Source organism: Streptomyces griseorubiginosus (assembly GCF_017614965.1).
Classification (GTDB): Bacteria; Actinomycetota; Actinomycetes; order Streptomycetales; family Streptomycetaceae; genus Streptomyces; species Streptomyces griseorubiginosus_B.
In genome coordinates, this window is the sequence record NZ_WVUG01000700.1 from 1 (window position 1) to 743 (window position 743).

Below are 743 nucleotides of genomic sequence, written 5' to 3' on the forward strand. Positions count from 1 at the left end.
CCCCCGCACCATCAGCTCCCCCCGAACCGTCGCGATCCCCCCGGGCGGTGGCTCCTCGCGGCCCATGGCGATCCGTCCCGCCCGCGCGCCCGCATCGGCCAGCGGCAGCCGTACCGTCGTCAGCGAAGGCACCGCGTCCACGCTGAACGGCAGGTCGTCGAAGCCGGCGACCGAGACGTCCTCCGGGATCCGCAGCCCCGACTCCCGCAGCGCCGCGCACGCCCCCAGCGCGACGGTGTCGTTCGCGGCGACCACCGCCGTCAGGGACGGATCGCGCCGCAGCAGTTCCAGCGTCGCCTCGTAGCCGGACTGCCGGTCGTAGCGCCCCCACACCGTCCAGCGCGGGTCCTCCTCGATCCCGGCGGCGGCCAGCGCGGCCCGGTGGCCCTCCAGCCGGTGCCGGGTCGTCGTCCGCTCCTCCGGCCCCGCGATGTACCCGAGCCGCCGGTGCCCGAGCCCGATCAGATGCTCGGTCAGCCGCTGCCCGCCCCCGCGGTTGTCGAAGGTCAGCGCGATCGCCCCGGTGTCCGGCGCCGGCGGCCGCCCGCACAGCACGACCCGCGTCCCGGCGGCCGTCAGCTTGGTCAGCTTCGCCGCCACCGCCGCCGCGTGCGGCTGGTTCTCCACGGCCCCGCCGGTCAGCACCACGGCGGCCGCCCGCTGCCGCTGCAGCAGCGTCAGATACGTGAGCTCGCGCTCCGGTGAACCCCCCGTGTTGCAGACCACGGCCAGCCGCTCGCCGC

At 76.7% G+C, this 743-nt stretch carries 1 protein-coding gene; it reads right to left on the reverse strand.

The window, feature by feature from the left end; genetic code table 11:
- On the reverse strand, positions 1-743 hold a 743-nt coding region (locus tag GRC12_RS44840; RefSeq protein WP_208786139.1), incomplete at both ends, for a substrate-binding domain-containing protein.